The following is a 24,358-nucleotide window of genomic DNA, read 5'->3' as shown; positions in this document are numbered from 1 at the left end:
CGGCACCATCGGGGTATGGCATCGCTCAACGTCGGAAATCTCGGCGAGTACCTGCGCGAGCAGCGTCGCAACGCGCAGTTGTCGCTCCGTCAGCTCGCCGATGCCGCAGGGGTGTCCAACCCGTATCTCAGCCAGATCGAGCGCGGGCTGCGCAAGCCGAGCGCGGAGGTGCTGCAGCAGGTCGCCAAGGCGCTGCGGATCTCCGCGGAGACGCTGTATGTGCGGGCGGGGATCCTCGACGCGGAGCGCGAGCGGGACGAGATCGAGACACGTGCGGTGATTCTCGCCGACCCCTCGCTCGACGAGCGTCAGAAGCACGTCCTGTTGCAGATCTACGAATCCTTCAGGAAAGAGAACGGGAATCACGACGGCGGACCCCGCGCCGACGGCGGTGCCGAGCCCTCAAGCAGCAGTTGATGTGATCCGGGAGGACCACGCCATGGCCATCAAGGACGACCTGCGCAAGACCTTCTCCGACCCGACCCCGCTCTACTTCGCCGCGGGCGCCGCCGAATTGACGTTCCAGCAGGCGAAGAAGGTGCCGGGCCTCGTCGAGCAGTTGCGTGCCGAGGCGCCCGCGCGGTTCGACGCCGTGCGCAACACGGACCCCAAGGACGTGCAGGAGAAGGCGACCGCCCGCGCCAAGGAGGCGCAGGCCACGCTCTCGGCGAAGGTGAACGAGTTCGTCGCCACCCTCGACACCGACCTGAAGAAGCTCGGTGAGACGGCCCAGGAGCTCGCGCTGCGCGGCGTCGGCATCGCCGCCGAGGCCGCCGTCAAGGCGCGCGAGACGTACGAGAAGGTCGCCGAGCACGGCGAGGAGACCGTGAAGCACTGGCGCGGCGAGGCCGCCGACGAGATCGTCGAGTTCGCCGGCGCCGTCGAGCCGGACGAGGCGCCCAAGGAGACCGAGGCGGCCCCGGCCGCCGCCGCTCCCGTCGCCGAGAAGCCCGCGCCGGCGAAGAAGACCGCCGCCAAGAAGACGCCGGCGAAGAAGACCACCACCGCCAAGAAGACGAGCCCGGGCTCGACGCCGCCCGCCAAATAGGCACGAGCGGCACGTCGGCGCGGCAGCACATCACGAGCCGGGCACGCATCGCGTGTCCGGCTCGTTCGACGGGTACGGTGGCCGACAGGCCCGTAGGACCGATCAGGAAACGATTTTGGTGGTGGCGTTGTGCTGATGCAGGGATTCGCCAATCTCATGTGGTTGCTGAGCATGGCGTTGATCGTCTTCAGCGGCTTCGCGTTCATCGACGCCGCGACCCGGCGCGAGGACGCCTACCGCGCCGCCGACAAGAAGACCAAGCCGTTCTGGCTGATCATCCTCGGGCTCGCCTTCGTGGTGAACCTGCTGTTCCCGATCCTGTCGTTCCTGCCGATCATCGGCCTCGTCGCGACCATCGTGTACATGGTCGACGTGCGGCCCGCGGTCCGGCAGATGGGCGGCGGCGGTGGCGGCTGGGGCCGCAAGGGCGGCGGCGGATCCAGCAGCGACGGCCCGTACGGCCCGTACAACGGCCGCCGGTAACCGCCCCTGGCTTCTCCGGAAACCGCAGGTCACCGGTCGAGCAGCAGCACCGCCACGTCGTCCGTCAGATCGCCGCCGTTGAGGTCGCGCACCTCGTTCATCGTGGCCTCCAGGAGCTCTTCACCCTCCAGACCCGCCGCCCGCTGGCGGCGGATCAGCTCCACCATGCCTTCCTGGCCGAGCCGCCGGTTGCCGTCGCCGACCCGGCCCTCGATCAGGCCGTCGGTGTAGAGCATCAGGCTCCAGGAGGGGCCCAGCTCCACCTGCATCCGCGGCCAGCGCGCCCTCGGCAGCAGGCCCAGGGCAGGGCCGCTGTTCTCGTACGGGAGCAGCGTCGCCGGACGGCCGGGGCTCGCGATCAGCGGTGACGGGTGGCCCGCCAGGCACAGGCCCGCGCGGCGCCCGTCCGGCGCGATGTCCACCGTGCACAGCGTCGCGAAGATCTCGTCGTCGGCGCGCTCGTGCTCCAGGACCTGCTGCAGCGTGGAGAGCAGCTGGTCGCCGCAGAGCCCCGCGAACGTCAAGGCCCGCCAGGCGATGCGCAGTTCCACCCCGAGCGCCGCCGCGTCCGGGCCGTGCCCGCAGACGTCGCCGATCATCGCGTGCACCGAGCCGTCCGGGGTGCGGACGGTGTCGTAGAAGTCGCCGCCGAGCAGCGCGCGGGAGCGGCCGGGCCGGTAGCCCGCCGCGAAGCGCAGAGACGATCCTTCAAGCAGCGGCGTGGGCAGCAGACCGCGCTCCAGGCGGGCGTTCTCCTGGGCGCGAAGCCGCGACTCGGTGAGCTTGCGCTGCGCCACGTCGGCACGCTTGCGCTCCACGGCGTACCGGATGGCACGGCCGAGGAGACGTCCGTCCAGCTCCTCGCGGAACAGGTAGTCCTGGGCGCCGACGCGCACCGCCTCGGCGCCGCGCTCGGCGTCGCCCGACGTGGTCAGCGCCAGCACGGCGTGCCGCGGCGCGAGGCGCAGCACGTGCCGCAGCGTCTCCAGCTCGTCCGTGTCGGCCTTGGCGCCGGGCAGCGCGAGGTCGAGCAGGATGCAGTTCACGTCGTGCGTGAGCAGCCGCTCGGCCTCGGTGAGGTTGCGGGCGGTGCGGACGCGGATCGGCTTGCCCGCGGCGTCCGGCATCTCCGGGACGGTGAGGGACCCCGTGGGGTCGTCCTCGATGACCAGCAGCGTGAGGCCGCCGGTAGGGCCGGCGCCGGTGCTGCTGTTCGTGGTGTCGTCGGCGGTCGTGCGGTCGGCCGGTCCGGCGGACGGCGTCATGGGCACAGCTGGAGCCTGACCACCTTCCACGGCCGGGATTGCTCTCTGCCGCGGTATGGGTACGGGCATCGCTAGGTTTCCTTCCCTCCCCCCGAGGGCGCGGTGGGACGAAGGTCCTCGAACCACCGACGGGGACCTTAGCGTCAGCCGCCGCCTCAACGGAATGGTGAGCGGCAACCTGTCAGCGTCATATGCCGGTCCTGGGGCGGGAATTGGCGGGATCCGGCCCCCGATGGGCGAGATCGGGATGACGAACATCACGTCGGAACTGTGCAACTGAAGTGAAGGAAGTGTGCTGCGTCACGTGCCAGGACTCACGTACCAGGCTCGCGTCCCAGGGCTCAGGCGTCGGGCCGCACCACGCCGAGTATCGCCATCGAACCGGCCCCGGCGACCGTCACGGTCCGCCCCGGGCGCGGTGCGTGGATGATCGCGCCGTCGCCTATGTACATCCCGACGTGGCTGGCGTCGTCGTGGTAGATGATCAGGTCGCCGGGGCGCATGTCCTTGACGTCGATGTGCTTGAGCTGCTTCCACTGCTCCTGCGAGGTGCGCGGGATGCCGTGCCCCGCCGCCGCCCACGCCTGGGAGGTGAGCCCGGAGCAGTCGTACGACTTCGGGCCCTCGGCGCCCCACACGTACGGCTTGCCCAGCTGTGCGGTGGCGAACTGGACCGCCTTCTTGCCGGCGGGCGTCGCCTTCCCGTTGATCTCCTTGAGGACGCCCGAGGAGAGCCAGGCCGTCTGCCGCTTCTGCTCGGCCTCCTCCTCCAGCTTGCGCAGCCGCTCGCGCTCCTTCTTCTCCAGCTTGTTCTCGAGCTGCTGCGCCTCCTTGATCTGCTTCTCGACCTTCTTCTTCGCGGCCGCCTTCTCCTTGGCGCCCTCGTCGAGCTGCTTCCATTTCGCGGAGGCGTCGTCCGCGTACTGGGCGAGCTCCTCCTGCGTCTTGGTGAGCTGCGAGAGCAGGTTCTTGGTGGCCTGCTGGCCCTGGTGCAGCCGGCCCGCGTTGTCCAGGAACAGCTGCGGGTCGCCGGAGAGCAGGAACTGGGTCTCGCGCGGGATCCCGCCGGTGCGGTACTGCTCGCGCGCCGCCGCGCCCGCGCTGCTCCTGAGCCGGTCCAGCCTGCTCTGCCCCGCGGCTATCTTCTGGGCGAGCTTCACGATCTCGACGGACTGCTTCTCGGCCTTCTCCGTCGCCGCGTTGTACGCGTCCGTCGCCACCGCCGCGTCGTGGTACAGCTTGTCGATCTTCGCGCGGACGGCTTCGAGGTCCTTGGTCTTGAGGGGCTTCGAGCCCGCCGGTGTCGTCGACGGCGAGGGGGTGGGAGCCGGTGCCGCGAACGCCGCGCCCGGCGCCGCCAGCACCGTCACGGCGCACACCAGCGCCACGGCCGCCATCAACGCCGTCCTCGACGTGCCCTGCTTGCTCATCCGCTCCGCCCCCACAGCCGAGACCTCCCGGTTCCACCGTCCGGCAAAACCTGATTTACCGTCAGTAACTTGTGTGCGCTGGGTGGATGGTGCCACGCGCACGCCAAATCCGACAGACCCCGCACGGTGTGACGAACGGCGTGCGGCGATCGTTCCCGTCAGCCCCGGGAGTTGTCGAGCGGCGCCAACGCCCCCCACGCCACGGTCACTTCGCCCTGGCGCCAGCGCGCCGGGCTGTCCACCACCGGCCAGTCGGCCGTCAGGGTGCGCACCGTGCGGATCCAGCGCTGCCGCGCCCCGTACGAGGCGTAGGGGGCGGCCGCCGCCCAGGCCCGGTCGAAGTCCCGCAGGAAGGCGTGCACCGGCTCGCCCGGCACATTGCGGTGGATCAGCGCCTTCGGGAGGCGCTCGGCCAGGTCGGAGGGGGTCCGGAGGGAGCCGAGCCGGGTCGCGAACGTCACCGTGCGCGGCCCCTCGGGCCCGAGCGCCACCCACACGTGCCGCCGCCCGATCTCGTCGCAGGTGCCCTCCACGAGGAGACCGCCCGGCGCCAGCCGCCCGCACAGCCGCCGCCAGACCTCGGCGACCTGCTCCTCGTCGTACTGGCGCAGCACGTTCGCGGCCCGGATCAGGGCCGGGGCCGTACCGGCGGGTTCCAGGGGCACCTCGAAGCCGCCGTGCCGGAAGGTGAGCCCCTCGCGCGCGTACGGCTTCGCGGCCGCGACCCGGGCCGGCTCGATCTCGATGCCGACCACGCGCGCGTGCGGCGCCGCCTCGCGCAGGCGGGCCAGCAGCTCCACGGCGGTCCAGGGGGCGGCCCCGTATCCGAGATCGACGGCCACGGGATCGTCGGCCCGGCGCAGCGCGGCGCCGTGGGTGGCCGCGATCCAGCGGTCCATGCGGCGCAGCCGGTTGGGGTTGGTGGTGCCTCGCGTCACCGTTCCTACCGGGCGGGACGGGGTAGGCGGGCTCATGGGTACGAGGGTATGCGCTGCGGGGAGAGGGGCTGAGGTTGAGCCACGTACAGTAATGATTCGGCAAAGTGGAAATGGAGTGGCTCGGTCCGGTGTTGCCGCCCTAGGACGAGGGCGTGCGCCCTCCCCTAGCCGTGCCCGCAGTACGGCCGCACCAGAGCCGCACGACCGCCGTAGTAGAGCCGCCAGCAGGAGGACCGCACGTGAGTCAGTACGTGTCCAGGTTCCGCCGTACCGGAGCCGCTTCGGCCGCTCCCCGTCTGCGCTTCCCCGGCACTTCCCGCCGGCCCCGCCGCGTCGCGATGCTCAGTGTCCACACCTCTCCGCTGCACCAGCCCGGCACGGGCGACGCGGGCGGAATGAACGTCTACATCGTCGAGCTCGCCAAGCGCCTCGCCTCGATCAACATCGAGGTCGAGATCTTCACGCGCGCCACCACGGGCGGCCTGCCGCCGGAGGTCGAGCTCGCGCCCGGCGTCCTGGTGCGGCACGTGGACGCCGGCCCCTACGAAGGCCTCGCCAAGGAGGACCTCCCGGCGCAGCTCTGCGCCTTCACGCACGGCGTGATGCAGGCGTGGGCGGGCCACCGGCCCGGCTACTACGACCTGGTCCACTCGCACTACTGGCTCTCCGGGCACGTCGGCTGGCTGGCCGCCGAGCGCTGGGGCGCCCCGCTGGTGCACGCCATGCACACCATGGCCAAGGTCAAGAACGCCGCGCTGGCCGAGGGCGACACCCCCGAGCCGGCCGCCCGCGTCATCGGCGAGACCCAGATCGTGCGCGCCGCCGACCGGCTGATCGCCAACACCGCGGGCGAGGCCGAGGAGCTGATCCACCACTACGACGCGGACCCCGGCAAGGTCGCCGTCGTCCACCCGGGCGTCAACCTGGAGCGGTTCACCGTCGGCGACGGCCGGGCCGCGGCCCGCGCCCGCCTCGGCCTGCCCCAGGACGCCCTGGTGCCGCTCTTCGCGGGCCGCATCCAGCCGCTCAAGGCCCCCGACATCCTGCTCAAGGCGGTCGCCGTGCTGCTCGACGAGCGGCCCGAGCTGCGCACCCGCATGGTCGTGCCCGTCGTCGGCGGCCCGAGCGGCAGCGGCCTCGCCAAGCCCGCCGCGCTGCAGAAGCTCGCCGCCCAGCTGGGCATCTCCGACGTCGTGCGGTTCCACCCGCCGGTCGGCCAGGACCAGCTCGCGGACTGGTTCCGGGCGGCCTCCCTGCTCGTCATGCCGTCCTACAGCGAGTCGTTCGGGCTCGTCGCGATCGAGGCGCAGGCCACCGGGACGCCGGTGCTCGCCGCGTCCGTGGGCGGCCTGCCGGTGGCGGTGCGGGACGAGACGACCGGCTTCCTCGTCGACGGCCACGAACCGGCCGCCTACGCGCGCGTGCTGCGCGAGTTCGCCGACCATCCCCACCTTGTGGACAACATGGGCGCCGCGGCGGCCCGGCACGCGCAGTCCTTCGGCTGGGGCACGGCCGCCTCCGCGACGGCCGACGTGTACACCGCGGCGATGCACGAGCACCGCCGTCACGTACTCTCGCACCATGGCTGACCAGCACCCGGCACACGACGTGATCGCGGCGTTCCTCAAGGACGCCGAGCTGGAGTGGGAGAGCCCCGAGCCCGGCGCGTACGTCGTGAAGCTGCCCGGCACCCACAAGCTGTCGACGACGCTCTCGCTGCGCGTCGGCAACCACAGCCTGTCGCTCAACGCCTTCGTGATCCGCCACCCGGACGAGAACGAGGCGGGGGTGCACCGCTGGCTCCTTGAGCGCAATCTGCGCCTGTACGGCGTGAGTTACGCCGTCGATCAGCTCGGCGACATCTACCTCGCCGGGAAGCTCCCGCTGGCCGCAGTCACCCCCGACGAGCTCGACCGGCTGCTCGGCTCGGTCCTGGAGGCCGCCGACGGCGCCTTCAACACGCTCCTGGAGCTCGGTTTCGCGTCCGCGATCCGCCGCGAGTACGCGTGGCGGGTGTCGCGCGGCGAATCGACGCGCAATCTGGACGCGTTCACACATCTGATCCAGCGTCCTTCCAACTGACGCACTCCGCCCCGTAGTTCACCGCCGCACACCTCTTCTCGTGGCCGCGGTTTCCGTGGCATGCTCGCGCCCGGCATTCACGTGAACAGCGTTCACGTATATGCACATCGGGTGTACGTCGATGAAGGGTGGCAGCGGTGCGGAACTTCAGCAGACGAAGCGTTCTGGGCGGAGCGGTCGCGGTGGCGGCCGCCGCGACGACCGGGATCGGGGCGGGCGCGGCCCGCGCCGCCACCGGCCAAGTCCCCGGCATCTGGCACGAGTTCACCGCGAACCCGTACGCGCATCCGCAGATCCCCTACGTCGGCAGGGCCGGCAGCCGCCGCGGGCGGCACGCCGCCGGGCGCGTCCTGCGGGCCGAGTCCTTCGGCGCGGTCGCCGACGGCACCACCGACTGCGCCCCCGCGATCAACCGTGCCCTCGCTGCAGCCGGAAGGGCCGGCGGGGGCACGGTGCTCCTCGGCGAGGGCACGTACCGGATCGACGACCTGATCCACATCGGCCACGACGATGTCGTCCTCAAGGGCGCCGGCTCCTCGCGCACCAAGCTCTACGCCACCAAGAACCTCACCGAACTCATCGGTGTCTACGGCTCCCGCTACGGCGGCACCAAGTCCTCCTGGTCCTGGGCGGGCGGCCTGATCTGGCTGTGTCCCGAGGACCGTTTCCGTACGCTCACGGACGCGATCCGCGCGCGGGACTGGCCGTTCGAGGGCTGGACCGGCAACCAGCGCGACGAGTGGCGCACGCTGACCACCGTCGCCCCCGCGCGGCAGGGCTCGTGGTCGGTGACGGTCGCCGACCCCGGCGGGCTCCGCAAGGGCGACCTCGTGCTGCTGCGCCTCGCCGACGACGCCGCGCACACGCTGCTGGAACACATGGCGGGCGGCGGTCCGGGCCCCGAGGCGTACTACTGGGACGACAAGACCAAGCTGACCTCGTACGTGCCCTACGAGTGGCCGGTGCGGATCGCCTCGGTGCGTGGTGACAAGGTCACCTTCGAGCGCCCGCTGCCCCTCGACGTACGCCCCGAGTGGGACCCGCGGCTCACCACGCACGTCACGGCGCTGACCGGGGCGGGGGTCGAGGGCCTGACCCTGGAGGCGGTTCAGACCCCGCAGTCCCCGCACCTGCTCGACAAGGGCTACAACGGGGTCGTGCTGCAGTGCACGTACGACTGCCGGGTCGAGGACGTCACGGTGTGGAACGTCGACAACGGCTTCGGGCTCGTCGCCGCCTCGTCCTCCACCCTGCGCCGCACGCGCGTGGGCGGGCGCGGCGAGCACCACCCGTACTTCTGCCGCGAGGGCTCCCACGACAACCTGATCGAGGACTTCACCCTCAGCGCGCGCACCGTCCCGGCCCCGTCCGGCACCCAGCTGCACGGCATCAACGTCGAGGGCCTGTCCTCGTACAACGTCTGGTCGCGCGGGGTGATGGAGATGGGCACCTTCGACTCGCACCGCGGGATGCCGTTCGCCAACGTACGGACCGACATCACCATCGACAACACCGGGGCGCACGGCGGCGACGCCTCCGCCGGACCGCTGTTCGGGGCGCGCTTCACCCACTGGAACATCAGGGTCACCAATGAACGCGCGGGCCTGATGAAGATCGACGGTCTCGCGCCGTGGAGCGCGACCGTCGGCATCAACACGGTCCGCGAGTTCGGGCAGATCGACGTGCCGGACTTCACCGGGGATCTGCACACGCGTCTGGAGTTGTACGGGACCACGGACGTGGTGCGCCCCCGCAATCTGTACGAGGCGCAACGGGCCCTGTGACGGCGGTCAGCCGAGCGCGACCATCCGTACGACGGTGACCGTGAGGACGGTCCCGGAGACGTAGTACAGGACTATCGCCCCGCCGACCGTCGCCTCGCGGCGGTCGCGCTCACCCGCCACCGAGCTGGACCCGTGTCCGTACGGGTCGTGGGCGAGGGTGCGGGCCATCTCGGCGCGGAAGGCGTCCGGGTTGGCCATCTTGGCCAGGGTGTCGTCGGCGGGCGGCGCATAGGCGATTCGGCAGGCGCTGCGCCTGCGGCGACGGCTCAAGCCGGGCCCCGCCTCTCGGCCTCGTCACGGGCGAGCCGGGCCAGGATCGCGTCGGCCTCGGGGTCGGGGACGGCCTCCAGCATCCAGTGCCGCATCACGGCGTGGATCTCGTCGACCCCCGCCGCGTTGATGTCCTTGTCGAACTCCGTGCGGCGCTCGGGCGTGAGCGCCGCACGGATCGCCGGGATGCTGTTGGGCACGTCGACCTCGACGCCGCCCACGAGCGTTCTGGGCGGTTCGTCGGTTCTGGAGGCGGTCGAGGCGGTCCTTGGGGCTTCGGACATGTACGGTCACGTACCCGCCGAAGTGCCGCTTCACGCCGGGGCGTTCTCCGCGACCGCCACCACGGGGGCCGCGGCCGCCGGGACGGTGGTGACCTCCTGCGTGGGCAGCCCGCGCATCAGCGCCCAGTAGCCGAACGCGGTCACCGTGCCGAGCGCGGCGCACCCCGTCCACAGCCAGTTCGCACCGGCGGAGTCGATGACCCAGCCGCCGGCGAGCGGTGCGACGAGCGCGGCGGCGGACCACGACAGCGTGTACATGCCCTGGTAGCGGCCGCGTCCCGCGGCGGGCGCGAGCCGGGCGACGAGGCCCGACTGGGTGGGCGCGTTGACCATCTCGCCCAGCGTCCACACCACCACGGTCAGCGCGTACGCGCCGAGCGACCCGGCGACGGCGGTGAGCGCGAACCCGTACCCGATGAGCAGCGACGACACGGCGAGCAGCCGGCCCGGGTCGCGGCGCTGGATGAACCGGGTCAGCGGGATCTGCAGGGCGACGATCACGATGCCGTTGACGGAGGCCACGAGCCCCACGTCGGAGCTGCTGAGCCCGTTCTGGCCCATGACGATCGGCAGGCCGACGGAGGACTGCGTGAAGACGACCGCGACGAGGAACGACAGCCCGACCATCAGCATGAACCGGCCGTCGCGCAGCACGGTGCCCATGGTGACGGGCTGTTCGGTGACGGACTTCGGGCCCGGTTCGGGCCGCGACTCCTTCACCTTCACGAAGACGACGAGGGCGCAGGCCAGCGTCATCCCGGCCTCGACGAGGAAGCCGAGCGTATAGCTCTGGGCGACGAGGAAACCGGCGTACACCGACGAGATCGCGAACCCCAGGTTGATCGCCCAGTAGTTGAGCGAGAAGGCGCGGACGCGGTCGTGGTCGGGCACGATGTCGGCCATCATCGCCTGGATCGCGGGCCGCGAGGCGTTCGAGGCGAGGCCGAGCGCGAAGCCGGTCACGGCGATGGAGACGGGGTCGCGCACGAAGGCGAGGACGGCCACGGTCGCGGCGGTCGCGAGCTGCGCGCCGAGCAGGGTGGGCCGCCGCCCGAGCCGGTCGGCGAGCACGCCGCCGAGCATGGAGGCGATGACGCCGCCGGCCCCGATGAGCGAGGCGACCAGACCGGCGTACGCGGCCGAGAACCCGCGGGCCGCGGTCAGGTACAGAGCGAGGAACGTGAGGACGAACCCGCCGAGCCGGTTCACGAGCGTGCTCGTCCACAGCCACCAGAAAGTGCGGGGGAGCCCGGCGACCGACTCCGTGGCGGCACGTCTGAGCGAGGCGACTGACATGGGTGCATCCCCCGGGGCGAAAGTAAGTGGCGATGAAGGTTTACGTAACTTACGTGCCGGGTATCGGTGAGGGCCACTCAATTGACGGGGACCGTCAATCGGCGAGGGGCGGAGCGGTCGATTAGGCTCGGCTCCATGGCCGACGCACCGTACAAGCTGATCCTCCTCCGCCACGGCGAGAGCGAGTGGAACGCGAAGAACCTGTTCACCGGATGGGTGGACGTCAACCTGAACGAGAAGGGCGAGAAGGAGGCGGTCCGCGGTGGCGAGCTCCTGAAGGACGCCGGACTTCTCCCCGACGTGGTCCACACCTCGCTCCAGAAGCGCGCGATCCGCACCGCGCAGCTGGCGCTGGAGGCCGCCGACCGTCACTGGATCCCGGTCCACCGCTCGTGGCGCCTGAACGAGCGCCACTACGGCGCCCTCCAGGGCAAGGACAAGGCCCAGACCCTCGCCGAGTTCGGCGAGGAGCAGTTCATGCTGTGGCGCCGCTCGTACGACACCCCGCCGCCGGCGCTGGACCGCGACGCCGAGTACTCCCAGTTCTCCGACCCGCGCTATGCGACGCTCCCGCCGGAGCTGCGCCCGCAGACGGAGTGCCTCAAGGACGTCGTCGTCCGCATGCTCCCGTACTGGTTCGACGGCATCGTCCCCGACCTCCTCACGGGCAGGACGGTCCTGGTCGCGGCCCACGGCAACTCGCTGCGCGCCCTGGTCAAGCACCTGGACGGCATCTCGGACGCGGACATCGCGGGCCTGAACATCCCGACGGGCATCCCGCTCGCCTACGAACTCGACGCCGACTTCAACCCGGTCAAGCCGGGCGGCACGTACCTCGACCCGGACGCGGCCGCGGCGGCGATCGAGGCCGTGAAGAACCAGGGCAAGAAGAAGTAGCCCGGCTCCTCTGCTTTCAGCCCTCTGCCCGCGGGGTCTCCGTGGGTGGGGGGCTTCTTGCACGTGGTGCCTCAAGGAAGGGGGACGCCGATGGCGACGGTGTTCCGGTGCCGGACGTGCGGGGCGGCCGTCACGGCACCGGTCGTCGAGCGGGACCTGCCGGATCCAGACACGGACGAGGGGTGGTACCAGCCACGGGCCTCGCCGGTGGATTCCGACGGACATTGCGCCGAGCCCGTGGTGCGGATGGCGCCGGGGGCGTTCGCCATCGACCCCGAGCCGTTCGGGCCGCCCTATGTGCTCGACGAGCGGTCCGAACTCCTGGTGGAGTCCGGACCGCGCGGCACCGTCGTGCTCCATCCCGGCGACGGCATCGGCATGGTGCCGCACCCCGACACCGCGATGCGGCGGGGGTACTGCTGCGGGATGGACGGGGAATGGGGGCCCAATCTGGTGTGTGCGTGCGGCGAGATCATCGCGACCGTCCACTCGGACTGCTACCAGGTGCAGGAGTTGAGGCTGCGCCCCGAGGCCGTCCGTCAGGCATGACCTTCCTGCCCGCCGCTGCGGATCGCCGCCGCCCGTTCCAGCAGGAGCCAGCCGTCGATCTCCCGCGGGTGACGGTCCTGCGGACGCCACCCGTCGGACAGCGCCACGTCGAGCAGGGCGCGGACGGCGCCCGGCTCGTGGAGGTTCAGGCCCGCGCCGCGGACGAAGCCCACGTCCCCGGAGCCGAGAGGGGCGCCGCCGGGGACGTACCGGCCGGGGCCCTTGGCGAAGACGATGCGCAGGGGGCCGCCGGAGCCGGACGGCTGGGGGGTGAGCGTCAGGGTCTCGCGGCAGTCCACGGCGCGGCCGGCGTCGTCCTTGCGGTGGCTGTGGCGCTGCGTCCACATGTACTCGCGCCCGTCGGCGACCAGTCTGCGCGGCTTCTTCGCATGGCGGGGCATGCCGCCGAGGCTACGCGGCCCGGCCGCCCGTCACGCCGCGATCACGGCGACCCCGGTCCGCCCGCCGTCCACGTCCACCACGGTGCCGTGGACGAACGACGCCTCGTCGCTCGCCAGCCACAGCACGGCCTTGGCGATGGCGTCGGGGGTGCCCACCGTGCCCGCGGGCGTGCCGTTCATCATGATCTCGCCCGGGTGCGGCTCGGCGCCCTCGGGTGCCGGGGGGAGGATCACGCCGGGGGAGACGGCGTTGACCCGGACGCCCTGCGGGCCGAACTCGGCGGCCCAGGCGCGGGTCAGGGTCTCCATCGCACCCTTCGTCGAGCTGTAGAGCGCGCCCTGCGGCACCGCGAGCCGGGCGATCCACGAGCCGAGGTTGACGATCGCGCCGCCGCCCGCGGCCGCCATCGCCGGGGCGACGGCGGCGGTGAGGAAGAAGGGCGCCTTCACGTTCACGCCGTAGACCTGGTCGAAGGTCTTCTCGTCGGTGTCGGCCGTGCCGGGCGCCGGGTAGACACCGGCGTTGTTGACCAGGATGTCCATCCGGCCGCCCAGGGCCGCACCGGCCCGGTCGGCCAGGGCCCGGGACGCCTCGGGGCTGCCGTCCAGGTCCGCCGCCACGAAGTCGGCCCGGCCGCCGGCCGCGCGGATGCCCTCGACGACGGCGGCCCCGCGCTCCGCGTTGCGTCCCGATACGACGACATGGGCGCCCTCGGCGGCGAACGCCTCGGCGATGGCCTGTCCGATGTTGCTGGTCGAACCCGTGACCAGCGCTGTCTTGCCGTGCAGTCGTCCACTCATGGCGTGATCTCCCTGTCCGTGGGTGCTTCCGTCGTGCTGACGAGGACCAAGGTGCTCCGCAAAAAATGGACCGGCAAGTCCAGAATGGCGGGAGGGGGAGGTACCGTCGGGGGCAGGAGGAAGGGGCTGGTGCCGTGCCGGACACGTTGACCGCGAAAGGACAGGCCACGCGCGCCCGCATCGTGGAGGGCGCGGCCGAAGTGCTGCGCGAGCAGGGGGTCGCCTTCACCCGGCTCGACGACATCCGCGCCCGCACCGGCACCAGCAAGAGCCAGCTCTTCCACTACTTCCCCGACGGCAAGGACGAGCTGCTGCTCGCCGTCGCCCGGTTCGAGGCCGACCGGGTCCTTGAGGACCAGCAGCCGCACCTGGGCCGCCTCGACTCGTGGGAGTCCTGGCAGCAGTGGCGGGACGTGGTCGTGGAGCGCTACGAACTCCAGGGCGACCACTGCCCGTTGGGCGCGCTGTTCCTCCAGGTCGGACGGTCGAGCCCGGGTGCGAGGGCGATCGTCACCGAGCTGATGCGGCAGTGGCAGGAGCAGCTCGCCCGCGGCGTGCGCACCCTCCAGGAGAACGGGCTCGCGTCACCGCGCCTCGACGCGGACCGGGCCGCCGCCGGCCTGCTCGCCGGTGTGCAGGGCGGCGTGACGATCATGATGTCCACCGGTGACTCGACGCACCTCAGAGCGGCCCTCGACACCGGCATCGAGCATCTGCGGTCCTACACCTGAGGGTTCGCCCGAGAGTCCGTCTGTCTGCGCACCCAGTCGTCGAGCACCCGGAAGTCGGCGTCGGTGAGCCCGACGGCGGGGGCCACCCGGTGCAGCAGGGCGGGCGCCGGATGCGCTGCCTCGACCCAGAGCCGGTCCACCGGGCCGATCTCGTCGTCGACCCAGACGAAGGGGCGCCGCCCGGCCCACGCCACGAGGGCCGGGGTCTTCCAGTGCAGACCGCGCGGCATCCCCGTGGGCGTCGCGCCGGGCCGGTCGAGGACGGGCAGGCGGGGCAGCCCGAGACGCGGGCCGATGCTGTCGTTGGCCTCGTCGCCCCAGGTCGTGGCCCACACCAGCGGGCACCCGAGCGCCAGCAGACGCGGGCCGAGCGCCGGATCGAGGCGAGCCAGCAGCGGATTGCCAGGACCGGCACCGGAAGGCTCCCGCGCCGGGCCGCCGAACGGGAGCAGCGGCCCGTCCACGTCGAGAAAGAGGAGGGGGCGCGCGGAGGACGACGTCACGGCTGCACGATAGTGACCTCGCACCGCAGGCGACGCACGCGACGACCGGAGGCCCGATGATCCACGACCTGTACAACGTGCGCCCGATCCCGCACCCCGATACGCCCGTCCCACAGGAAGCGACCCCCAGCCCGCTCACCCCCGAGGAGGAGAACCGCTACCAGGCGCTGCTCTTCACCGAGTTGGGCAACGAGATCGCCGACCACGGCGCGGCCACCTACCCCGCGTACACCCGCGAGGAGCGGCGCCGGATCGTCGGTGTGGGGCAGCGGCTGAGCGCGCACTGGGGGATGCCCGTACGGGTGGAGGCGGTCGACGCGTGCCGGATGCGGCTGAGCGTCGGCACGCTCTAGCCCCGGCCGTCCGGCTCAGCGCACCCGCGCCGCGATCTCGCGCGCGCACGTACGCGTGTCGGCCCGCGCCGTGTCGATCACCAGGTCGTACGTGACGCCGACGTGCACCGCCTCGGCCTGCTTCGCCGCCATCCCGGTGACCCGGTCGCCCCGCGCCGCCTCCCGCCGCGCCGCCACCTCGGCGTCGCAGCGCACCCCGACCCAGAGCACGTCGAGCCCCGCGAGGGCCCGGCTCCACTCCTCCTGCGAGCCCGCGCCGCCCAGGAACACCTCGTCCACGACGATCCGCGCCCCGGCCGCCGCCATCGCCGCGATGCCCGCGATCCAGGCGGCTTCCACCCGCCGGAACGCGGGGCCTACGGTCACCGAGCCGTCCGCGCCGAACTCGATCCCCGCGCCCGTCGCCGGCAGCGCCTCCACGAACGTGTCGGCGCCGAGGGTCAGCCAGGGATCGGGCAGCAGCTCCTGCAAGGCGCGGGCGATGCTCGTCTTGCCGGAGCTGGAGCCGCCGTTGAGGACGATCACGTGGGTCATGCGATCAACGTAACCGCCCCGCACGGCACTTCACCTCACTTCACCGCACCTCACTTGGTGAAGTACAGGTACTTCCAGGAGCTGTGCGTCGTCGAGTTCACGTTGTCGCCCGACGAGTTGTTGATGTACGAGGTGCGCACCCGCGCCTTGACGCCGGACTCCCCGGGGGCGCCGAGACTCACGGCCACCTTCCCGTTGGTGCCGAGCTTGAAGTACTCCGAACCGGAGTCGTACCACGTGCCGTTGTAGTACACCTCCAGCTCCAGACGCTCCTTGCGGCCCTTGTAGTACGACATCGTCGTGGTCACCACAGGGCTGGTCGACTTGTGGAACCAGTAGTAGCTGTGCGAGCCGATCGTCCCCGTCTTGTAGTGCTTGGAGATCGAGTTCGAGATCTTCACGCGCGCGTAGGCGGTCACCTTCACGGTCCTGGGCGCGGTGCGCGCGTCCCCGGCGAACACCGCGCTCACCGTGGTGTCGCGCTTCATGTCCACCGTCGCGGAGACGTTTCCGCTGGAGTTGACCTTCGCCGTCCTGATCAGCGTGTTCGGCTTGTCGCTGCCGTACGGGTTGGCCCAGATCTCCACCGTGCGGTTCTTGTACGTCGAGCCGAGGTGCGCGGTGAAGGAGACGTCGGCGCCGTACGAGTAGACGTTGCCGTTCTTGTTCAGCGTCAGGGTCGGCGTGGTGCGGGAGACCTCGACCTTGTCGGACGCGGAGACCGCCGAGTGCGTGGCGTCGCCCGCGTAGGACACCGTGTAGGTGACCGTGCCGCCGGCCGGCGGGGTGTCGGTGAACGAGTAGGTGCCGTCCGCCTTCACGGTGACGGCGGCGAGCGCCTTGCCGCTCGGGGACTCCAGGTCGGTGCGGGTGACGGCGAGCTGCGCGCCGGCCGGCAGGGCCACGGACGCGGAGAGCCTGCCGGTGACGGTGAGCTGCTTGGCGCGGGTCGCCTTCGTCGGGGCGCTGACCGTGAGGGTCGGGTTGTTGAGCGTGGGGTCGCCGAGCACCTTGAGCGCGTAGCCGCTGCCGCTCGCCAAGAGCGTGAACACCCGCGACAGGTCGGGGGCCCACTCCAGGGCCGCCACCTCGGTGGTCTGCGCGTAACTGTGCACGACCATGGAGGAGTTCGGCTCGTACGTCACCACGTTGCTGCCGGTGTACTGCGCGACCATGCCGTTCGGCGCGATGTCGGCGCGCAGCCCGCTGGGGTAGGAGCCGGCCTCGTGGAACTTCCCGTCCGCGTACGCGTCCCGCACGGCGCCGTTGACCAGCACCTCCTGGCCGCCGGGGACCAGGTCGATGTCGCCGATGCCGCTGTTGAGCGTGTAGTCGCCGTCGTACCAGGCCACCACCGAGGGCGCGGCGCCCGAGACGTCGAGCACCGCCATCGAGTCCGTGGAGATGCCGGTCTCGCCGACGGCGAGCACGCCCGGCTGCGTCGGGTCGGTGTCGAGCAGGCCCTGGCCGTGGATCCCGCTGCCGGTGCCCTCCGTGGGGAACTGCGTCAGCGCCACCGGGTCGGTGCCGCTCGCCGGGTCCACGGACGGGTCGACCGAACCGAGGTCGCCGTCCCACTGGTCGCCGTACGTGAACCACACCTTGCCGGCGCTGAAGGCGACGTAGGTGGGCCCGGTGTCCGTGGCGACCGGGTAGCGCCGGACCACGTCGAGCGTGGCCGCGTCGAGCGCCACGATCTCGTGGGTGTCCCGCACGGCCGCGTACAGGGTGGCCCCGTCGTCGGAGACGGCGAGGTCGGAGACGGTGCCGAGCCCGCTCACCGAGTCGACGAGCGTGCCCGCGTAGTCGGTGGCGAGGATCCTGCCGCCCGTGGTGTCCCCGACGAAGACCCGCTTCAGTGCGCCGTCGGCGACGAGACCGGCGGGCGAGGCGACGGTCGCCGTGGCCGCGGACGCCGTGCCGGCCGCGACGACGCTCAGCGCCGCCGAGGAGAAAAGCACCGCGAGCGCCGTCGCGGTAGAGATGCTGCGCGTACGCACAGTCGTGTACCCCCACAGAGAAACCCGGTGGATGACCGGGAGACGAGAGCGCCGCGCGACGCCCGTGTCCGTCCGATGGCGGACCGGGGCGCGGCTGCTGGAGCGCAGCGTATGACATGGCAGTGACGATTGAGGAGGGGGTTTCTGCGGATGCGCGGGATGCCCCCAAATATCGGCGCACGCGCGCGTGCGCCGTTGATGCGCCCGCCGGTCAGGGCATGCAATGGAGGAGGCCCTCCGGCACGGAGGCCCCGCAGGTCCATCGAGGAGGGAACCATGGCTGCCGAGTCCCCCAGGCCCGACCAGACGCCCGAGACACCTTTCGAAGTGAGCCGCCCCGTCCCCGAGTTGGTGCTGCTCGGCGCCTGTGGCTGCGGCTCGGGCTGCGGCTGCGGGTGCCAGTCGGGCGCCCCCTGCCAGTGCGGCGGCTGCTGCGGCTGACCCCGTGCACCGGAACACGGCGGAGGGCCCGCACCGTCACCGGTGCGGGCCCTCCGCCGTCGCGCGGGGCGGGGCGTCCGGTCAGGCGCCTTCCGCTGCCGCCGCCTGCACGTCGTCGGCGTGCTCGCCGGTCACCAGGTAGACGACGCGCTTGGCGACCGCCACGGCGTGGTCCGCGTACCGCTCGTAGTAGCGGCCCAGCAGCGTCACGTCGACGGCCGTCTCGATGCCGTGCTTCCACTTCTCGTCCATCAGGTGCTGGAAGAGCGTGCGGTGCAGCAGGTCCATCTCGTCGTCGTCCTGCTCCAGCTGCATCGCCAGATCGACGTCCTTGGTGATGATGACCTCGGCCGCCTTCGCCATCAGGCGCTGCGCCAGCTGCCCCATCTCCAGGATGGTCGCGTGCAGGTCGTGCGGGACGGCCCGCTCCGGGAAACGCAGCCGGGCCAGCTTGGCGACGTGCTGGGCGAGGTCGCCGCTGCGCTCCAGGTCGGCGCTCATCCGCAGCGAGGTGACGACGATCCGCAGATCGGTCGCCACCGGCTGCTGCCGGGCGAGCAGGGCTATCGCACGGGCCTCCAGCTCGTGCTGCAGATCGTCCACCCTCTGGTCGGCGGCGATCACGGTCTCGGCGAGCTTCAGGTCGGCGTCGAGCATGGCCGTGGTGGCGCGCCCGATCGCCGACCCGACAAGGCGGGCCATCTCGACCAGGCCCTCGCCGATCGAGTCAAGTTCCTCGTGGTACGCGTCACGCATACGGCGTGCCCCTTCCAGCATGGGTCCGTGTGGGACCGGGTCAGCCCCACGGTCCCACGGTGGGTGCCGTACGCGTCCGGATCCGGCACCACAAATGAATCACCTCCGTACTGAAGGTGAACTCTGGGCGACGAGTGTTCGAGTGGCCACCCGGACGGCTGTGGAGGACCGGCCGCACCCGCATAACCTGGAGGCATGGACGTGAACGCGGCGGTCGCCGCAGCCTCAGCGATCGCCGGAGTGTGCACCGGTGCGATCGCGATGCTGGCGTTCCGCTGGAGCGAACGCGACCAGAAGCGCCCCACCCGCACCTCACTGCACACCGACCCGGCCCTGCCGCCCGGCGTGGACACGGTCCTGTCCGTGCTCCGCTCCTCCGCCGTCGTCCTCGACGAGGCGGACAGCGTGGTCAAGGCCAGCTCGGCGGCGTACGCCCTCGGTCTCGTACGCGGCGGGAAGCTCGCCGTCGAACCGATGCTGCAGATGGCCCGCGACACCCGGCGCGACGGCGAGATACGCCAGGTCGAGCTGGACCTGCCTCGCCGCGGCACCGGCCGCGGCGACGCCCTCGCGGTCTCCGCGCGCGTCGCCCCGCTCGGCTCCCGCCTGGTCCTCCTCCTCGTCGAGGACCTGACCGAGGCCCGCCGCATCGAGGCGGTCCGCCGCGACTTCGTCGCGAACGTGAGCCACGAGCTGAAGACCCCGGTAGGGGCCCTCTCCCTGCTCTCCGAGGCCGTCATGGACGCCTCCGACGACCCCGAGGCCGTCGAGCGCTTCGCCGGCCGTATGCAGATCGAGGCGACCCGGCTGACCAGCCTCGTCCAGGAGCTCATCGACCTGTCCCGGGTGCAGAACGACGACCCGCTGGAGGACGCGGAGCCGGTCCGTGCCGACGAGCTCGTCGCCGAGGCCATCGACCGCTGCCGCCAGCCCGCCGCGACCAAGCAGATCACCATGGCCGCGGGGGGCACCGCCGACCTGCGGGTGTGGGGCAACCGCGGCCAGCTCGCAGCGGCCCTCGGCAACCTGGTGGAGAACGCGGTCAACTACTCCCCGGCCCGTACGCGCGTGGGCATAGCCGCGCGCCGGGTCACCGCGCCCGGCGGCGACCTGATCGAGATAGCCGTCACCGACCAGGGCATCGGCATCTCCGACAAGGACAAGGAGCGCATCTTCGAGCGCTTCTACCGCGTCGACCCGGCCCGCTCCCGCGCCACCGGCGGTACCGGCCTCGGGCTCGCCATCGTCAAGCACGTGGCCGCCTCCCACGGCGGAGAGGTCACCGTGTGGAGCTCGGAGGGACAGGGCTCCACCTTCACCCTGCGGCTGCCCGAGGCCGCCGCGTCCCGCACCCAGCAGACCCGCATCCCCGAAGGCCCCGGAGACGTACGCGACGAAGACGACGCACACGGGCCCGACGACACAACCGCATACGAATCCATCCCTGCCGCCCCGGAGGTCCTTCCGTGACCCGAGTGCTCGTCGTAGAGGACGAGGAGTCCTTCTCCGACGCCCTGTCCTACATGCTCCGCAAGGAGGGCTTCGAGGTCGCCATCGCGGCCACCGGGCCCGACGGACTCGACGAGTTCGAGCGCAACGGCGCCGACCTCGTCCTGCTCGACCTGATGCTGCCCGGCCTGCCCGGCACCGAGGTCTGCCGCCAGCTGCGCGGCCGCTCGAACGTCCCGGTCATCATGGTGACCGCCAAGGACAGCGAGATCGACAAGGTCGTCGGGCTCGAAATAGGAGCCGACGACTACGTCACCAAGCCCTTCTCCTCGCGCGAGCTGGTGGCCCGCATCCGGGCCGTCCTGCGCCGCCGCGGCGAGCCGGAGGAGGTCGCCCCGCAGGCCCTTGAGGCGGGTCCGGTGCGGATGGACGTCGACCGGCACGTCGTCACGGTCTCCGGCTCCAAGGTCGACCTCCCCCTGAAGGAGTTCGACCTCCTGGAGATGCTGCTGCGCAACGCCGGCCGCGTGCTGACCCGCATGCAGCTGATCGACCGGGTCTGGGGCGCGGACTACGTGGGCGACACCAAGACCCTCGACGTCCACGTGAAGCGCCTGCGCGCCAAGATCGAGCCGGACCCGGGCGCCCCGCGCTACCTGGTCACGGTCCGCGGCCTGGGGTACAAGTTCGAGCCGTAGACCGCCGGCTCCGTCGCGGACACACGAAGAGGGCGGGCCCGGTGCGGGCCCGCCCTCTTCGTCGTGTTCCATGCCCGGGTCAGTGCCCCGCGCTCGCCGTCGCCGTGGCGGAGGACGAGGCCGACGACGACGCCGAGCCCTTGTCCGAAGGCGACTCGCTCGACGAGGACGACGCCGAGGAGGAGGCCGTGGCGGACGCGCTCGGCGTGGCCGGCATCGAGCTCGGCCCCCACTTCTCGAAGTAGCTCTCGGCGGGCACCACGAACGCGCGCAGCTTCACGGCACCGGCCTCGCTGAACGAGAAGGTGATCGGCTGCGCGTTGCCGTCCAGGACGGCGGTGCGGCTGTTGGGGAGCTCGGCGGAGGCGTTGCCCTTGCCACCGAGGACGACGGAGCCGTGGGCCGGGACCGTGATGGTCGAGCCGCCCTTGGCGTCGGTCAGCTTCGCGGTCTTGCCGACCCCGTCGACGGTGATGCCGTCGAGCGTCTGGTCGGTCTTGCCGTTGTTGAAGAGGGTGGCGGTGACGACGGCCGGGCCCTTGGACGAGAGGTCCGGCTGCGTGATGACGGTGGCGTTCTGCACCTTGATGTCACCGACGGTCGTCGCGGCGTTGTCCGGCTTCACCTCGAGCGTCTGCGCGCTGTTGCCGGCACCGCACGCGGCGAGCGAGGCGATCGAGAACGCGATGGCGGCGGCGGCGAGGGCGCCGCGTCGAAGGCTGCTGCTCACGGCGGCGGCAACTCCTTGAACGTGGGCGGAGCGAACGGCTCACGGGATGTAAAGCCGTCCTAAGGGTCTGTCAGCGGCCTTAGATTACCGAGCCGTTCTCATGCCGCCGCACCCGACCCGCCCCTAGCGTCCGCACAGGACCTGCTCGGCATCGTTCGGCCGCCGCATACGCACCGGACATCCCGAACTCCTCACCGTCACCAATGGCCTCTCGTTCACCATTCACATAGGCCCTGTCCAGCGGGCCGGGCGGATTTCCGGTAAGGAATGCATGAGGGTCCGGAAAAACGATCACCAGGGCCCAGGAATCGCGATGATCAATTCCGGATTCGTCTCGAACGGGACTGCGAGTACCCGAACGGAGTAGCGGAAGTCTCCTCCCCTGAACCTCGCAAACCGGGACGTTCGTCCCCTTGGATGCCTGATCGGGGGCCTGTAACGTTCGGGTTTCCGCTTCGCCGGAGAGCCGCTCCGACCTGCGAATACCCCCCTCCTCTTCCGTCCGCGGCCCCCTCCGCAGCACGTTCCTGTTGTTGTTGTCAAGCCCCGAGATATGCCCTGACCTGCGAAAACGCCATTCAGAACCCGCCGTTTCCGTGTTACCCTGGATAGCCACGGAAGGGGTACCTGTCACATGACGTTCAAGGTTGGCGACACCGTGGTCTATCCCCATCACGGGGCCGCGCTGATCGAGGCCATCGAAACTCGCCAGATCAAAGGCGTGGACAAGACCTACTTGGTGCTGAAGGTCGCCCAGGGCGACCTGACGGTGCGTGTGCCAGCGGACAATGCGGAGTTCGTCGGCGTGCGTGATGTGGTCGGTCAGGACGGGCTCGACCGGGTCTTCGAGGTGCTGCGCGCGCCGTACGCCGAGGAGCCCACGAACTGGTCGCGCCGTTACAAGGCAAACCTGGAGAAGCTCGCCTCCGGTGATGTCATCAAGGTCGCGGAGGTTGTGCGTGACCTGTGGCGTCGCGAGCGTGAGCGCGGACTGTCCGCGGGTGAGAAGCGCATGCTCGCCAAGGCTCGCCAGATCCTGGTGAGCGAGCTCGCTCTCGCGGAGAACACGAACGAGGACAAGGCCGAGGCCCTGCTCGACGAGGTTCTCGCGTCCTGACACGCGCTGCTGTCGCGTGTGAATGAATAATGCCGTGGTGCCCGCTGACCCTGATGGTGTCGCCGGGCGCTGCGGCATGTTCGTATCCTCGTACCCGTACCGCTGTACTCGGAAGATCCCCTGGTGTGCCGGGCCCGGGCAGCTGGCTCGACCAGTGTCACGGAAGGGTCCGGTCGAGGCGTCGCGCCCGGCACGATGTGGCCATACCCACCACCCCCGAGCGTACAAACCTGAACGGAACCGATGTCTGACGAAACGCGTCCCGTTGCCGCCCTCGCACGCACCGCGGCCGTGATTCCGGCCGCCGGCCGGGGTGTGCGCCTCGGCCCCGGCGCCCCCAAGGCGCTGCGCGCGCTCAACGGCACCCCGATGCTGATCCACGCCGTCCGCGCCATGGCGGCGTCCCGCTCCGTCTCCCTCGTCGTGGTCGTCGCCCCGCCGGACGGCGCCGCCGAGGTGAAGAGCCTGCTCGCCGATCACGCGCTGCCCGAGCGGACCGACTTCGTCGTGGTCCCGGGTGGTGAGTCGCGCCAGGAGTCCGTGAAGCTCGGGCTCGACGCGCTGCCCGACGGCATCGACATCGTCCTCGTGCACGACGCGGCCCGCCCGCTCGTCCCGGTGGACACCGTCGACGCCGTGATCGAGGCCGTCCGCGAGGGCGCGCCGGCCGTCGTGCCCGCGCTGCCGCTCGCGGACACCGTCAAGGAGGTCGTGCCGGCCGCCGACGGCAGCCCCGAGCCCGTCGTGGCCACGCCCTCGCGGGCCAGGCTGCGCGCGGTGCAGACGCCGCAGGGCTTCGACCGCGCGATCCTCGTGCAGGCCCACGAGACCGTCACGGACGACGTCACCGACGACGCCAGCATGGTCGAGCGGATGGGCCTCCAGGTCGTGCTCGTGCCCGGGCACGAGGAGGCGTTCAAGGTGACCAGGCCGCTCGACCTCGTGCTCGCCGAGGCCGTGCTCGCCCGCAGGAGGGCCAACGATGGGTTCTGAGCAGCAGTCCCTTCCGTCCGTACTGCCGCAGGTCGGCATCGGGACCGACATCCACGCCTTCGAGGAGGGCCGTGAGATGTGGTGCGCCGGGCTGAGGTGGGAGGCGCCCGACTACACCGGTCCCGGGCTCGCCGGGCACTCCGACGCCGACGTCGTCGCGCACGCCGCCTGCAACGCGCTGTTCTCGGCCGCCGGGCTCGGCGACCTCGGGCAGCACTTCGGGACCGGGCGCCCCGAGTGGTCGGGGGCCAGTGGACTCACGCTGCTCGCCGAGGCGGCGCGGATCGTGCGCGCCGCCGGATTCGTCATCGGGAACGTGGCCGTGCAGGTCGTGGGCCCGCGCCCGAAGATCGGCAAGCGGCGCGACGAGGCGCAGAAGGTGCTCTCCGAGGCCGCGGGCGCTCCCGTGTCCGTCTCCGGCGCCACCACCGACGGGCTCGGGTTCCCCGGGCGCGACGAGGGCCTGATGGCGGTCGCGACCGCGCTGGTGGTGCGGGCGCAGGGCTGACCCGGGCGGCTTATTGC

Annotated in this window: 29 protein-coding genes; 16 read left to right on the top strand and 13 right to left on the bottom strand. The window is 71.4% G+C overall.

Translation table 11 applies throughout. The annotated features are described in order from the left end of the window. Positions 1-15: 15 nt before the first annotated feature. The 3 genes from J3486_RS40430 to J3486_RS40420 all read left to right on the top strand — a co-directional run bounded on the left by J3486_RS40430 (position 16) and on the right by J3486_RS40420 (position 1,531). A complete protein-coding gene (locus tag J3486_RS40430; RefSeq protein WP_207829053.1) occupies positions 16-417 on the top strand; it encodes a helix-turn-helix domain-containing protein in 402 nt (133 codons plus the stop codon). Positions 418-439: 22 nt separating this feature from the next. Further along, positions 440-1,048, top strand: a complete 609-nt coding sequence (locus J3486_RS40425; RefSeq protein ID WP_207829052.1) for a hypothetical protein — start codon at positions 440-442, stop codon at positions 1,046-1,048. A 135-nt stretch (positions 1,049-1,183) separates the two neighbouring features. Beyond that, positions 1,184-1,531: a DUF2516 family protein gene (locus tag J3486_RS40420; protein ID WP_207829121.1), complete on the top strand. Its 348-nt coding sequence runs from the start codon at positions 1,184-1,186 to the stop codon at positions 1,529-1,531. A 29-nt stretch (positions 1,532-1,560) separates the two neighbouring features. On the opposite strand, the gene J3486_RS40415 is transcribed toward J3486_RS40420, so the two are convergent. From J3486_RS40415 to J3486_RS40405, 3 genes are all read right to left on the bottom strand, one after another. Beyond that, positions 1,561-2,865, bottom strand: coding sequence for a PP2C family protein-serine/threonine phosphatase (locus J3486_RS40415; protein WP_207829051.1), 1,305 nt, complete (start codon positions 2,863-2,865; stop codon positions 1,561-1,563). 272 nt (positions 2,866-3,137) lie between these two features. Further along, complete coding sequence (locus tag J3486_RS40410; protein ID WP_207829050.1) at positions 3,138-4,226, bottom strand: C40 family peptidase; 1,089 nt, start codon at positions 4,224-4,226, stop codon at positions 3,138-3,140. 158 nt (positions 4,227-4,384) lie between these two features. Continuing rightward, positions 4,385-5,200: a trans-aconitate 2-methyltransferase gene (locus J3486_RS40405; protein WP_207829049.1), complete on the bottom strand. Its 816-nt coding sequence runs from the start codon at positions 5,198-5,200 to the stop codon at positions 4,385-4,387. Between the two features lie 203 nt (positions 5,201-5,403). Here J3486_RS40405 and mshA point away from each other — a divergent pair, with 203 nt between their 5' ends. The 3 genes from mshA (at position 5,404) to J3486_RS40390 (ending at position 9,030) form a co-directional block, all read left to right on the top strand. Continuing rightward, complete coding sequence (gene mshA, locus J3486_RS40400; RefSeq protein ID WP_207829047.1) at positions 5,404-6,753, top strand: D-inositol-3-phosphate glycosyltransferase; 1,350 nt, start codon at positions 5,404-5,406, stop codon at positions 6,751-6,753. Beyond that, positions 6,746-7,246: a YbjN domain-containing protein gene (locus J3486_RS40395; RefSeq protein ID WP_207829046.1), complete on the top strand. Its 501-nt coding sequence runs from the start codon at positions 6,746-6,748 to the stop codon at positions 7,244-7,246. Before mshA ends, J3486_RS40395 begins: the two co-directional genes overlap by 8 nt. A gap of 137 nt (positions 7,247-7,383) precedes the next feature. Next, positions 7,384-9,030: a glycosyl hydrolase family 28-related protein gene (locus J3486_RS40390; RefSeq protein ID WP_207829045.1), complete on the top strand. Its 1,647-nt coding sequence runs from the start codon at positions 7,384-7,386 to the stop codon at positions 9,028-9,030. A gap of 6 nt (positions 9,031-9,036) precedes the next feature. On the opposite strand, the gene J3486_RS40385 is transcribed toward J3486_RS40390, so the two are convergent. The 3 genes from J3486_RS40385 to J3486_RS40375 all read right to left on the bottom strand — a co-directional run bounded on the left by J3486_RS40385 (position 9,037) and on the right by J3486_RS40375 (position 10,880). After that, positions 9,037-9,228: a hypothetical protein gene (locus tag J3486_RS40385; protein WP_207829120.1), complete on the bottom strand. Its 192-nt coding sequence runs from the start codon at positions 9,226-9,228 to the stop codon at positions 9,037-9,039. Positions 9,229-9,296: 68 nt separating this feature from the next. Beyond that, positions 9,297-9,584 (bottom strand): hypothetical protein, encoded by a 288-nt coding sequence (locus tag J3486_RS40380; RefSeq protein ID WP_207829044.1) that lies wholly within the window; start codon positions 9,582-9,584, stop codon positions 9,297-9,299. Positions 9,585-9,614: 30 nt separating this feature from the next. Further along, entirely contained in the window at positions 9,615-10,880 is a 1,266-nt protein-coding gene (locus tag J3486_RS40375) for an MFS transporter (protein WP_207829043.1), read from the bottom strand. 135 nt (positions 10,881-11,015) lie between these two features. Here J3486_RS40375 and J3486_RS40370 point away from each other — a divergent pair, with 135 nt between their 5' ends. Then, a complete protein-coding gene (locus J3486_RS40370) occupies positions 11,016-11,777 on the top strand; it encodes a phosphoglyceromutase (protein ID WP_207829042.1) in 762 nt (253 codons plus the stop codon). Between the two features lie 90 nt (positions 11,778-11,867). Beyond that, a complete protein-coding gene (locus tag J3486_RS40365; protein WP_207829040.1) occupies positions 11,868-12,326 on the top strand; it encodes a hypothetical protein in 459 nt (152 codons plus the stop codon). Here J3486_RS40365 and J3486_RS40360 read toward each other — a convergent pair. Both J3486_RS40360 and J3486_RS40355 read right to left on the bottom strand, forming a co-directional pair. Then, complete coding sequence (locus J3486_RS40360) at positions 12,317-12,727, bottom strand: hypothetical protein (RefSeq protein ID WP_207829038.1); 411 nt, start codon at positions 12,725-12,727, stop codon at positions 12,317-12,319. The genes J3486_RS40365 and J3486_RS40360 overlap by 10 nt on opposite strands. Before the next feature lie 30 nt (positions 12,728-12,757). Beyond that, a complete protein-coding gene (locus tag J3486_RS40355) occupies positions 12,758-13,528 on the bottom strand; it encodes an SDR family NAD(P)-dependent oxidoreductase (RefSeq protein ID WP_207829036.1) in 771 nt (256 codons plus the stop codon). A gap of 134 nt (positions 13,529-13,662) precedes the next feature. Here J3486_RS40355 and J3486_RS40350 point away from each other — a divergent pair, with 134 nt between their 5' ends. Then, positions 13,663-14,259, top strand: coding sequence for a TetR/AcrR family transcriptional regulator (locus J3486_RS40350; protein ID WP_207829034.1), 597 nt, complete (start codon positions 13,663-13,665; stop codon positions 14,257-14,259). Here the strand turns inward: J3486_RS40350 and J3486_RS40345 are convergent. Next, the gene (locus J3486_RS40345; protein WP_207829032.1) at positions 14,250-14,762 is read right to left on the bottom strand and encodes an HAD domain-containing protein; all 513 of its coding nucleotides are present in this window, start codon (positions 14,760-14,762) and stop codon (positions 14,250-14,252) included. The two genes, J3486_RS40350 and J3486_RS40345, sit on opposite strands and share 10 nt — an antisense overlap. A 56-nt stretch (positions 14,763-14,818) precedes the next feature. On the opposite strand from J3486_RS40345, the gene J3486_RS40340 reads away from it, so the two are divergent. Next, positions 14,819-15,115, top strand: a complete 297-nt coding sequence (locus J3486_RS40340; protein WP_207829031.1) for a hypothetical protein — start codon at positions 14,819-14,821, stop codon at positions 15,113-15,115. Between the two features lie 15 nt (positions 15,116-15,130). Here J3486_RS40340 and cpt read toward each other — a convergent pair whose 3' ends face one another. Together cpt and J3486_RS40330 are read right to left on the bottom strand one after the other, a co-directional pair. Next, positions 15,131-15,649, bottom strand: a complete 519-nt coding sequence (gene cpt, locus J3486_RS40335; protein ID WP_207829029.1) for a chloramphenicol phosphotransferase CPT — start codon at positions 15,647-15,649, stop codon at positions 15,131-15,133. 50 nt (positions 15,650-15,699) lie between these two features. Then, positions 15,700-17,649, bottom strand: a complete 1,950-nt coding sequence (locus J3486_RS40330) for an Ig-like domain repeat protein (RefSeq protein WP_207829028.1) — start codon at positions 17,647-17,649, stop codon at positions 15,700-15,702. A gap of 276 nt (positions 17,650-17,925) precedes the next feature. Between J3486_RS40330 and J3486_RS40325 the strand changes: the two genes are divergently transcribed. Further along, complete coding sequence (locus tag J3486_RS40325; protein ID WP_207829027.1) at positions 17,926-18,090, top strand: hypothetical protein; 165 nt, start codon at positions 17,926-17,928, stop codon at positions 18,088-18,090. An 81-nt stretch (positions 18,091-18,171) separates the two neighbouring features. Here the strand turns inward: J3486_RS40325 and phoU are convergent, their stop codons facing one another. After that, a complete protein-coding gene (gene phoU / locus J3486_RS40320) occupies positions 18,172-18,846 on the bottom strand; it encodes a phosphate signaling complex protein PhoU (RefSeq protein WP_207829026.1) in 675 nt (224 codons plus the stop codon). Positions 18,847-19,041: 195 nt separating this feature from the next. On the opposite strand from phoU, the gene J3486_RS40315 reads away from it, so the two are divergent. Both J3486_RS40315 and J3486_RS40310 read left to right on the top strand, forming a co-directional pair. Beyond that, positions 19,042-20,316, top strand: a complete 1,275-nt coding sequence (locus tag J3486_RS40315; protein WP_207829025.1) for a cell wall metabolism sensor histidine kinase WalK — start codon at positions 19,042-19,044, stop codon at positions 20,314-20,316. After that, positions 20,313-20,993, top strand: a complete 681-nt coding sequence (locus J3486_RS40310; RefSeq protein ID WP_018527980.1) for a response regulator transcription factor — start codon at positions 20,313-20,315, stop codon at positions 20,991-20,993. Before J3486_RS40315 ends, J3486_RS40310 begins: the two co-directional genes overlap by 4 nt. A 79-nt stretch (positions 20,994-21,072) precedes the next feature. On the opposite strand, the gene J3486_RS40305 is transcribed toward J3486_RS40310, so the two are convergent. Further along, positions 21,073-21,723, bottom strand: coding sequence for a DUF461 domain-containing protein (locus tag J3486_RS40305; RefSeq protein WP_207829024.1), 651 nt, complete (start codon positions 21,721-21,723; stop codon positions 21,073-21,075). A gap of 634 nt (positions 21,724-22,357) precedes the next feature. On the opposite strand from J3486_RS40305, the gene J3486_RS40300 reads away from it, so the two are divergent. The 3 genes from J3486_RS40300 to ispF all read left to right on the top strand — a co-directional run bounded on the left by J3486_RS40300 (position 22,358) and on the right by ispF (position 24,341). Then, on the top strand, positions 22,358-22,840 hold the full coding sequence (locus J3486_RS40300; protein ID WP_003953493.1) for a CarD family transcriptional regulator: 483 nt from the start codon (positions 22,358-22,360) through the stop codon (positions 22,838-22,840). 243 nt (positions 22,841-23,083) lie between these two features. Then, positions 23,084-23,833 (top strand): 2-C-methyl-D-erythritol 4-phosphate cytidylyltransferase, encoded by a 750-nt coding sequence (gene ispD, locus J3486_RS40295; protein WP_207829023.1) that lies wholly within the window; start codon positions 23,084-23,086, stop codon positions 23,831-23,833. Beyond that, on the top strand, positions 23,823-24,341 hold the full coding sequence (gene ispF / locus J3486_RS40290) for a 2-C-methyl-D-erythritol 2,4-cyclodiphosphate synthase (protein WP_207829021.1): 519 nt from the start codon (positions 23,823-23,825) through the stop codon (positions 24,339-24,341). The genes ispD and ispF overlap by 11 nt, the downstream gene beginning before the upstream one ends. Positions 24,342-24,358: the final 17 nt, after the last annotated feature.

This window comes from Streptomyces sp. VRA16 Mangrove soil, assembly GCF_017377775.1.
Taxonomy (GTDB): domain Bacteria; phylum Actinomycetota; class Actinomycetes; order Streptomycetales; family Streptomycetaceae; genus Streptomyces.
This window is presented reverse-complemented; position numbering and strand designations above follow the sequence as displayed.

Excerpts from the sequence above, each read along its gene's own strand:
- J3486_RS40360 (WP_207829038.1), bottom strand. The coding sequence starts at position 12,727 with ATGCCCCGCCATGCGAAGAAGCCGCGCAGACTGGTCGCCGACGGGCGC.
- J3486_RS40395 (WP_207829046.1), top strand. The coding sequence starts at position 6,746 with ATGGCTGACCAGCACCCGGCACACGACGTGATCGCGGCGTTCCTCAAG.
- J3486_RS40370 (WP_207829042.1), top strand. The coding sequence starts at position 11,016 with ATGGCCGACGCACCGTACAAGCTGATCCTCCTCCGCCACGGCGAGAGC.
- J3486_RS40365 (WP_207829040.1), top strand. The coding sequence starts at position 11,868 with ATGGCGACGGTGTTCCGGTGCCGGACGTGCGGGGCGGCCGTCACGGCA.
- cpt (WP_207829029.1), bottom strand. The coding sequence starts at position 15,649 with ATGACCCACGTGATCGTCCTCAACGGCGGCTCCAGCTCCGGCAAGACG.
- J3486_RS40405 (WP_207829049.1), bottom strand. The coding sequence starts at position 5,200 with ATGAGCCCGCCTACCCCGTCCCGCCCGGTAGGAACGGTGACGCGAGGC.
- ispF (WP_207829021.1), top strand. The coding sequence starts at position 23,823 with ATGGGTTCTGAGCAGCAGTCCCTTCCGTCCGTACTGCCGCAGGTCGGC.
- phoU (WP_207829026.1), bottom strand. The coding sequence starts at position 18,846 with ATGCGTGACGCGTACCACGAGGAACTTGACTCGATCGGCGAGGGCCTG.
- J3486_RS40315 (WP_207829025.1), top strand. The coding sequence starts at position 19,042 with ATGGACGTGAACGCGGCGGTCGCCGCAGCCTCAGCGATCGCCGGAGTG.
- J3486_RS40410 (WP_207829050.1), bottom strand. The coding sequence starts at position 4,226 with ATGAGCAAGCAGGGCACGTCGAGGACGGCGTTGATGGCGGCCGTGGCG.
- J3486_RS40425 (WP_207829052.1), top strand. The coding sequence starts at position 440 with ATGGCCATCAAGGACGACCTGCGCAAGACCTTCTCCGACCCGACCCCG.
- ispD (WP_207829023.1), top strand. The coding sequence starts at position 23,084 with ATGTCTGACGAAACGCGTCCCGTTGCCGCCCTCGCACGCACCGCGGCC.
- J3486_RS40340 (WP_207829031.1), top strand. The coding sequence starts at position 14,819 with ATGATCCACGACCTGTACAACGTGCGCCCGATCCCGCACCCCGATACG.
- J3486_RS40300 (WP_003953493.1), top strand. The coding sequence starts at position 22,358 with ATGACGTTCAAGGTTGGCGACACCGTGGTCTATCCCCATCACGGGGCC.
- J3486_RS40430 (WP_207829053.1), top strand. The coding sequence starts at position 16 with ATGGCATCGCTCAACGTCGGAAATCTCGGCGAGTACCTGCGCGAGCAG.
- J3486_RS40380 (WP_207829044.1), bottom strand. The coding sequence starts at position 9,584 with ATGTCCGAAGCCCCAAGGACCGCCTCGACCGCCTCCAGAACCGACGAA.
- J3486_RS40385 (WP_207829120.1), bottom strand. The coding sequence starts at position 9,228 with ATGGCCAACCCGGACGCCTTCCGCGCCGAGATGGCCCGCACCCTCGCC.
- J3486_RS40420 (WP_207829121.1), top strand. The coding sequence starts at position 1,184 with ATGCAGGGATTCGCCAATCTCATGTGGTTGCTGAGCATGGCGTTGATC.
- J3486_RS40355 (WP_207829036.1), bottom strand. The coding sequence starts at position 13,528 with ATGAGTGGACGACTGCACGGCAAGACAGCGCTGGTCACGGGTTCGACC.
- J3486_RS40325 (WP_207829027.1), top strand. The coding sequence starts at position 17,926 with ATGGCTGCCGAGTCCCCCAGGCCCGACCAGACGCCCGAGACACCTTTC.
- J3486_RS40415 (WP_207829051.1), bottom strand. The coding sequence starts at position 2,865 with ATGCCCGTACCCATACCGCGGCAGAGAGCAATCCCGGCCGTGGAAGGT.
- J3486_RS40375 (WP_207829043.1), bottom strand. The coding sequence starts at position 10,880 with ATGTCAGTCGCCTCGCTCAGACGTGCCGCCACGGAGTCGGTCGCCGGG.